The organism is Bacteroides sp. L10-4 (assembly GCF_013373675.1).
Classification (GTDB): domain Bacteria; phylum Bacteroidota; class Bacteroidia; order Bacteroidales; family Bacteroidaceae; genus Bacteroides; species Bacteroides muris.
The window spans coordinates 1-7,138 of sequence record NZ_JABXJH010000103.1 but is presented as its reverse complement, the minus strand read 5'-3'; the positions used below and the strand labels follow the sequence as shown (position 1 = coordinate 7,138).

Annotated in this window: 4 protein-coding genes, 3 tRNA genes and 1 pseudogene; 6 read left to right on the top strand and 2 right to left on the bottom strand. The window is 44.6% G+C overall.

The features are described from left to right. The first annotated feature begins 210 nt into the window (after positions 1–210). From HU824_RS18825 to HU824_RS18815, 3 genes are all read left to right on the top strand, one after another. Positions 211–2,535 carry a TonB-dependent receptor gene (locus HU824_RS18825; protein WP_176469684.1) on the top strand — a complete coding sequence of 775 codons (2,325 nt, stop codon included), beginning with the start codon at positions 211–213 and terminating at the stop codon, positions 2,533–2,535. Between the two features lie 84 nt (positions 2,536–2,619). Beyond that, positions 2,620–3,498, top strand: a complete 879-nt coding sequence (locus HU824_RS18820; RefSeq protein WP_136011137.1) for an AraC family transcriptional regulator — start codon at positions 2,620–2,622, stop codon at positions 3,496–3,498. Positions 3,499–3,571: 73 nt separating this feature from the next. Then, positions 3,572–4,333 carry a creatininase family protein gene (locus HU824_RS18815; RefSeq protein ID WP_176469683.1) on the top strand — a complete coding sequence of 254 codons (762 nt, stop codon included), beginning with the start codon at positions 3,572–3,574 and terminating at the stop codon, positions 4,331–4,333. Between the two features lie 944 nt (positions 4,334–5,277). Here the strand turns inward: HU824_RS18815 and HU824_RS18810 are convergent. Both HU824_RS18810 and HU824_RS18805 read right to left on the bottom strand, forming a co-directional pair. Continuing rightward, positions 5,278–5,862 (bottom strand): Crp/Fnr family transcriptional regulator, encoded by a 585-nt coding sequence (locus HU824_RS18810; protein ID WP_136011139.1) that lies wholly within the window; start codon positions 5,860–5,862, stop codon positions 5,278–5,280. A gap of 152 nt (positions 5,863–6,014) precedes the next feature. After that, positions 6,015–6,353, bottom strand: a pseudogene (locus HU824_RS18805) (MATE family efflux transporter); the annotation flags it as partial. A 227-nt stretch (positions 6,354–6,580) separates the two neighbouring features. Between HU824_RS18805 and HU824_RS18800 the strand changes: the two are divergent. From HU824_RS18800 to HU824_RS18790, 3 genes are all read left to right on the top strand, one after another. Continuing rightward, positions 6,581–6,670, top strand: a tRNA-Ser gene (locus HU824_RS18800). 3 nt (positions 6,671–6,673) lie between these two features. After that, positions 6,674–6,746, top strand: a tRNA-Lys gene (locus HU824_RS18795). A gap of 15 nt (positions 6,747–6,761) precedes the next feature. Further along, a tRNA-Glu gene (locus HU824_RS18790) sits at positions 6,762–6,833 on the top strand. Positions 6,834–7,138 lie beyond the last annotated feature (305 nt).

The following is a 7,138-nucleotide window of genomic DNA, read 5'->3' as shown; positions in this document are numbered from 1 at the left end:
AACTGAGCAAATACAAACTTGTCTTGAAACATATGCGGTCATAGTAAAACTACCGCAAAGATAAAATTTCAAGTCCGTTCGCTCGAAAAATCCATGTAACTAACTATATTTCAATAATTTCAAAGAACTTTTTCAGATTTTAATGGGACAGTAGTGGGTTATTATCTTTTTCAAACTTGAATTACTTTTTTAATTTAGAGCGCTAATTTGATGAAACAATACATTTTGGCGTTGGTACTTGCAGTGGTAAGTGCCAGCGTAGCTTTTGCCGTAAATCCTATAAAGGAAGGCAATATGATTTCCGGCCATGTGATAGTGAAAGGTACGGAGGAAAATATACCGTATGCCACAGTTTTGATTATCGGCAGTGGGCAGGGAACGGTTTCCAATGAAGAAGGACAGTTTGAGTTCCGCAAGCTTCCGGTGGGAAAATACAAACTTCGTGTGTCGGCAGTAGGCTACAAGACCCAAGAGAAGGAGGTGACGGTGAGCAAGGACTTCACTGCGGTCATACATTTCCCGATGGAAGAGGAGAACTTCATGACCGATGAAGTGGTGGTATCCGCCAACCGAAACGAGGTGAGCCGCAAGGCAGCTCCGGTAGTCGTAAATGTGATGAGTACCAGACTGTTTGAGATGGTCAACTCCACCGACCTTGCCAAGACACTGAACTACCAGTCGGGCCTGCGTGTGGAAAACAATTGTCAGAACTGCGGCTTCCCCCAAGTTCGCATCAATGGTTTGGAAGGGCCATACTCGCAGATATTGATAAACAGCCGTCCCATCATCAGCGCATTGAGCGGTGTGTACGGACTGGAGCAAATCCCCGTGAATATGATTGAACGGGTGGAAGTGGTGCGTGGCGGAGGTTCTGCCCTGTTTGGAGCAAATGCCGTGGGAGGTACCATCAACATCATAACCAAAGACCCCATCAACAATTCCTTCCAGGTATCAAGCATGTTCTCCAATATGGACGGCAAGTCCTGGGAACAATATATGGGTGGCAATGTATCGTTGGTTGCCAAAGACAATTCTTACGGTATCGCCCTTTATGAGAGTTATCGCAATCGTAACCCATATGACCGCGACGGTGACGGCTTTTCCGAACTGGGCAAGCTGAATATGAATACCTTCGGTTTCCGCGCCTATTACCGTCCCACGCATTTCAGTCGTATCAATTTGGAGTACCATACCACTAACGAACTTCGTCGCGGAGGTAATAAATTTGATTTGCAGCCGCATGAAACGGACATTACTGAACAGACCAAGCATATCATCAATAGCGGAGGTATGAGCTACGATTTGTTCTGGAAAGAGTATAAGCATAAGATTTCAGCTTACACCTCCATCCAGCACACTGACCGCAACAGTTACTATGGTGCCCAAAAGGATATGAATGCCTACGGCAAGACGAAAGATTTGACCTGGGTTGCCGGTGGCATGTATGTGGGCAATATGGACAATTGCTTCTTTGCTCCTGCCACCTTCACGGGCGGACTGGAATATCAGAATAACTCCCTGCATGATGTCATGACCGGCTATCATCGTGACATGGAGCAGGATGTCCGCATTGCCAGCACTTTCGTGCAGAATGAGTGGAAAATGAATGCACTGACCATGCTGGTCGGCGCCCGCCTGGACAAGCATAACTTGATTGACAAGCTTATTTTTAGTCCCCGCGTCAACCTGCTCTACAAGCCGACAGATGATTTTCAGGCACGCTTGACTTACTCTACCGGTTTCCGTGCTCCGCAGGCGTATGATGAGGACTTGCATGTAACAGCAGTAGGCGGCGAGGGGGTTCAAATCAAATTGTCCGATAATCTGCGTGAAGAACGTTCCAACAGTTACAGTGGTTCGGTAGACTGGACTGCTCATCTGGGGCACTGGCAGGCAAACATCTTGGTGGAAGGTTTCTATACAGACCTGCGCCATGTCTTTGTGCTCGAGGATATTGGTAAGAACGAAGTAGGGGATGTAATCAAAGAGCGTCGCAACGGAAACGGCGCACGTGTATACGGTGCCAATCTGGATGCAAGGATTGCCCATGGCAAGGAGGCGCAGTTTCAGCTTGGATTTACAGCACAGCGAAGCCGTTATACTCATGAGGAAGCCTGGACGAAGGTGGACGGAGAAGACCTTACCACCAAACGCATGCCCCGTACGCCGGATTATTACGGGTACTTCACTTTCTCGTCTGCGCCAGTAAAGAATTTTGATTTTTCTCTTTCCGGTACCTATACGGGAAAGATGATTGTTCCGCACTACGCACCGGAAGATGCTCCTGAGGGTGCATTCTGTAATATTACCTCAGACAGCATGGAGCATACTCCCCAATTTCTGGACTTGAATGTGAAGTTGAACTATACTTTTGTGCTTCACGATCATATCAAGCTTCAGCTGAACACGGGCGTACAGAATATCTTCAATAGTTTCCAGAAAGACTTGGATAAAGGGGAATTTCGTGATGCGGGTTATTTCTACGGACCGACGCAGCCGAGAACTTTCTTTATTGGCTTCAAGATAATGAACTAAAAGTGTTCTGTTTTTCCCATTTAAGGATTTTTAGAGCTGATTTCCGCAAAATAGTCCTACATTTGTCGCCAAAGCACAAAAAACATGGATACTAAGAGGATACGGAATGTAGATATTTCCCAGATACATCATTTGTCGATGATTGATTTCATCGGCAATGATTTTGCTATTTTTGATGATATCAAGGACATGCCTTTGAGCTCTTATCCCACCCGTTTGAATGCTGCTTGCCTGACTGTCTGCTTGAAAGGGTGGTGTAAACTGGAACTAAACCTGCAGCAATGTGAAATGCGGGAGGGTATGTTAGGTGTTATTCTTCCCGATCAGATAGTTCTGCAACGGGAACGCTCTGAAGATTTTTCTGGGCTTTTCATTGCCGTTTCAAAGGACTTTATGGATATGGTGATACCTACCATGCAGCAACTTTTCCCCATGTTTTTCATGATTAAGGAGCGGCCTTTCGTTCAGATTACTCCCGAAGAATCCCAGTCATTCCAGGAGTATCACTCTTTTCTTTGGAGCAAGGTGAAGCTGAAAGACAATCCTTTCCGTAAGGAAATCACCCAAGGGTTGCTGTTGGCCCTTTTTTATGAGATATATAATATTTATCAAGGACATGTTTCTCAGGAACGTATTCCCAAGAGCAGAAAGGAAGATTTGTTCGAGCGCTTTATTCGTGCCGTTTCAGAGTCTTACAAGGAAGAGCGCAGTGTGTCTTACTATGCCGATAAGATGTTCCTCACCGCCAAGCACCTTTCTACCGTAGTGAAGGAAATCAGCGGAAAGACGGCAGGCGAATGGATTGACAGTCTCGTCGTTTTGGAAGCTAAAGCCTTGTTGAAGTCTTCCGAGTTGAGCATTCAGGAAATTGCAGACGAGCTGCACTTTGCCAACCAATCCTTCTTTGGTAAGTATTTTAAGCATCACACCGGCATGTCGCCTAAGGAATATCGTCGGCAATAGATTTAATGTGACGGAATAATGTTTACTTTTGCGGTAAAGATTTACCCCCCCCAAAAAAAAAAAATAAGTTGTCATGGAAAAAAGAGAAATTGATCTTGCTGTTTCCTGCTATGGAAAGGTGAAAGGAGTGAAGTATGACGTTGTCATCCTGCCGTGGGGAGCTACGGAGCCCCATAATCTGCATCTGCCTTATCTTACTGATTGTATTCTGCCGCATGACATTGCCGTAGATGCGGCTGCGCTGGCTTTGCTGAATTCCGGTGTACGCTGCATGGTGATGCCTCCCGTACCTTTCGGTGCACACAATCCGGGACAACACGAACTTCCGTTCTGCATTCATACGCGCTACTCCACCCAGCAGGCCATTCTGGAAGACATAGTTGCTTCTCTCTATCTACAAGGCATGCGCAAGCTGATTATTCTCAGCGGTCATGGCGGCAATAACTTCAAGGGAATGATTCGTGACCTGGCGTTTGTGTATCCCGATTTTCTGATTATCGCTGCCGACTGGTTTAGCATTGTTCCCCCAAAAGGCTACTTTGAGGCTGCTGTCGACGACCATGCCGGCGAATCTGAGACTTCCGTCATGATGCATTACCATCCCGAACTGGTGAACCTGGCTGAGGCCGGTGACGGAGAATCCAAACCGTTTGCCATTCCTTCCTTGAATGAAAAGGTTGGCTGGGCTCCCCGCCATTGGGATAATGTTACAGTGGACAGCGGGGTAGGGAATCCCCAAAAAGCTTCTGCCGATAAAGGAGAACGTTATATGAAGCCGGTGGTGGAGAAGTTGGCTAAGCTCTTTACGGAAGTCGGTCAGGGAAGTCTGTATTGATGTACTTGGTTTCTGGCTATATATAAAAATAGGCAATAACTATTGTGGATATTGCCTGTTTTTTTAAGTGCACCCTAAAAACGAATCTCTTTACTTTTATAAAAACTAATCTTTTTTTATTTTGAGTGCAAAATTAGAAGGTTTTTACGGGTTACGAATTGACATAAGTCAAAAATCTCCTTTGGATATTATTTTTTCAAACATGTCCAAAAGCCCTTCCTTTTCTGCCGGACTGGTTCTCTGTTTTCGCAGAACAGTTCTTCGTAGCTCTGTCCGTCATGTATCATGCGGTAGATGTCTCCTCTGTTGTGTGGGCCCTTCATTGGCAGTGATGATTTTTCTGATTTTATAGGACAATTCGGTTGATGCATCGGCAGTTTCCAGAGCAGCTTCGGGTGTTGTGGTATATTCCTATTGGCTGGTTACTTCTACTGTCGGTTTCACGTCTTCTATGGCGACATAGTCGCGGTTTTCCATACGCAACACTTTAGCTTTGCCGTTCACTTTGTTGTAGTCTCTGGCAACTATTGCATCTGCCTTGACATTAGCTTTTATTTTTGCGGCATAGTTATCGGCGATTTGTGAACCTTAGGGAAGGGTAATCATGTAATGGTTATCTTCTATCTTCACATCGCCTATTTCTTGTGCGGCATGAGTACTGATGGCTTCCTTGGTAGCTGCCATGGCGGCAGAATCAAAATAGCTTTCGCTGGTAGTAGTGTTAGGTGTGTTGGTGTCTTTTTCGGCTACGGCATCCGTGGAAGTAGTAGAAAGGATGGAAATTTATGCATAGTTCTCATAATCTGATTTTTATATTATAAATACATATGAAACAACCTTGACCATGAAATGATTGTATGGTAATCAATGTACGTTTAGGAGGAGAAAAGGTAAAATTTCTATATAAATTCAGATATGTATTCTCCGGGCAGACAGGAGGAGGGTTACAGCGTGCCTGAGCGTACCCGACTCAGTGTTTCGGGGGTCATCAGCAGATAGGATGCAATATGCGACAAGGGAGCTCGCTTGATGACCTCAGGCTGATGTTCCATGAGCTGGTTGTAGCGCTCGCGTGCAGTCTCAAACCGCCAGGAGTCAGCCTTTATCTGTGAGACAATTAGGGAATATTCCAGTATTTTCCGATAAAACATGTTTATTTCCCATGAAATTTCGGTGAGTGTTAACAACTTGTTGTATGGCAGCAGGTATACGACACTCGGCTCGAGTGCCTCAATCATGAGGTGGGTGGGTTCCTGCTTTAAGGTACTTTCTATGCAGATAATGATGCATCCTTCATAGGAAAAGTGTTCGGTGACGTCTTTACCGTTTTTATAATAGAATTGACGCAACATACCTTTTCCTACAAATACGATATTATGGCTTATCTGCCCTTCATTGAGTAATAATGCGCCCTTTTCTATTTCCTTGCGAATAAGAATTTCCTCTATCAACCTTCTTCCCTCGGGAGCCATGCCCGGATAGCGGGAGTTGATAGCGGCATCTACGGTTTCTTTCAATAGTGCATCCATAAAGCCATAATTTTTTGTTCTACAAGCAAGATGGGCAAGGTTCAACCTATCTTTGCTTTCAATTTGCAAAGATAGTGCAAACTGAATGCAGAACAAAATGAACGTGTCCATTTTTTATGCTGAGGTTCAGTCTTTCTTCGCTTTTAGGCAAAGATGGGACGGGCGCAGAAAAAAAGTACCAGGCTGACCGTGATACCTACCGCCAGGTTGACGAGGATGGATACGCCAACTACTTGCACTACTTTCTTGTGTAGTTTCGCACCAAGATACTGGGAACACAGAACAGACGTTCCGAGGTTGATGACCTCGAAAACAAGGAAAGTGAGCATGATAATCTGATTGACTACTCCTACGGCAGCAACACTGTTGTCTGAGTGGCGGCTCAGCATGATGGTGTCCACCGCACCGAGCATCATGATGAGGAGTGTTTCTATAAAGATGGGGGCGGTCAGTTTGGCAAGCCGCTTTTTCAGGCTTTCTTGTTGTATCATTGTCCGCGTATATGCACTATGCTTTAAAAATTGCGCAAAGATAAGGAAAGGTTGAAAAGAAGGGGGTGATATGTGTTATTTTTTTTCTTGTTTTTAAGGTTTGAGTGTTAACGTGTTATCTCAAATTGTATGAAAACGATAAAAAAATATGTAGGAAAGATTTGCACAATCCAAAAGTTTGCCCTACATTTGCATCGCATTTGAAAATAATGCTGGTTATAAAAAAAGGAAGTTTGGGTGAGTGGCTGAAACCACCAGTTTGCTAAACTGACGTACGGGTAACCGTACCGGGGGTTCGAATCCCCCAGCTTCCGCCAGATGCACTCTTAGCTCAGTTGGTAGAGCAACTGACTCTTAATCAGTGGGTCCAGGGTTCGAATCCCTGAGGGTGTACAAGGCAAATGCGAGGGTGGGTTCATCTAACGGTTAGGATACATGCCTCTCACGCATGGTATACGAGTTCGATTCTCGTACCCACTACAAAAATAAAAAAGCGGTTGACTGATGAGATAGTTAACCGCTTTTGTTTTCTGTTTTTTTCTGTTGTAATCCGAAATTAGGGATCAGTCCGAAAACCCTGTGGGTATGTTAAATCTACACTGTTAGTTTGCATAATCTAAAAATAAAGAATGGTATATCGGATCAGTCCGAAAACCCAGTGGGTATATTATGTTAATACGCGAAAGTGAATTATCTTTGCGGTTAAATTAAGCAATATCAATCCCATGAATTCTAATCGCCCCCTACATAAGTTACTACGAGTCGTCTTTCCCGAAGTTTTAATG

Coding starts and splice junctions, on each gene's coding strand:
- HU824_RS18820 (WP_136011137.1), top strand. CDS start 2,620: ATGGATACTAAGAGGATACGGAATGTAGATATTTCCCAGATACATCAT.
- HU824_RS18815 (WP_176469683.1), top strand. CDS start 3,572: ATGGAAAAAAGAGAAATTGATCTTGCTGTTTCCTGCTATGGAAAGGTG.
- HU824_RS18825 (WP_176469684.1), top strand. CDS start 211: ATGAAACAATACATTTTGGCGTTGGTACTTGCAGTGGTAAGTGCCAGC.
- HU824_RS18810 (WP_136011139.1), bottom strand. CDS start 5,862: ATGGATGCACTATTGAAAGAAACCGTAGATGCCGCTATCAACTCCCGC.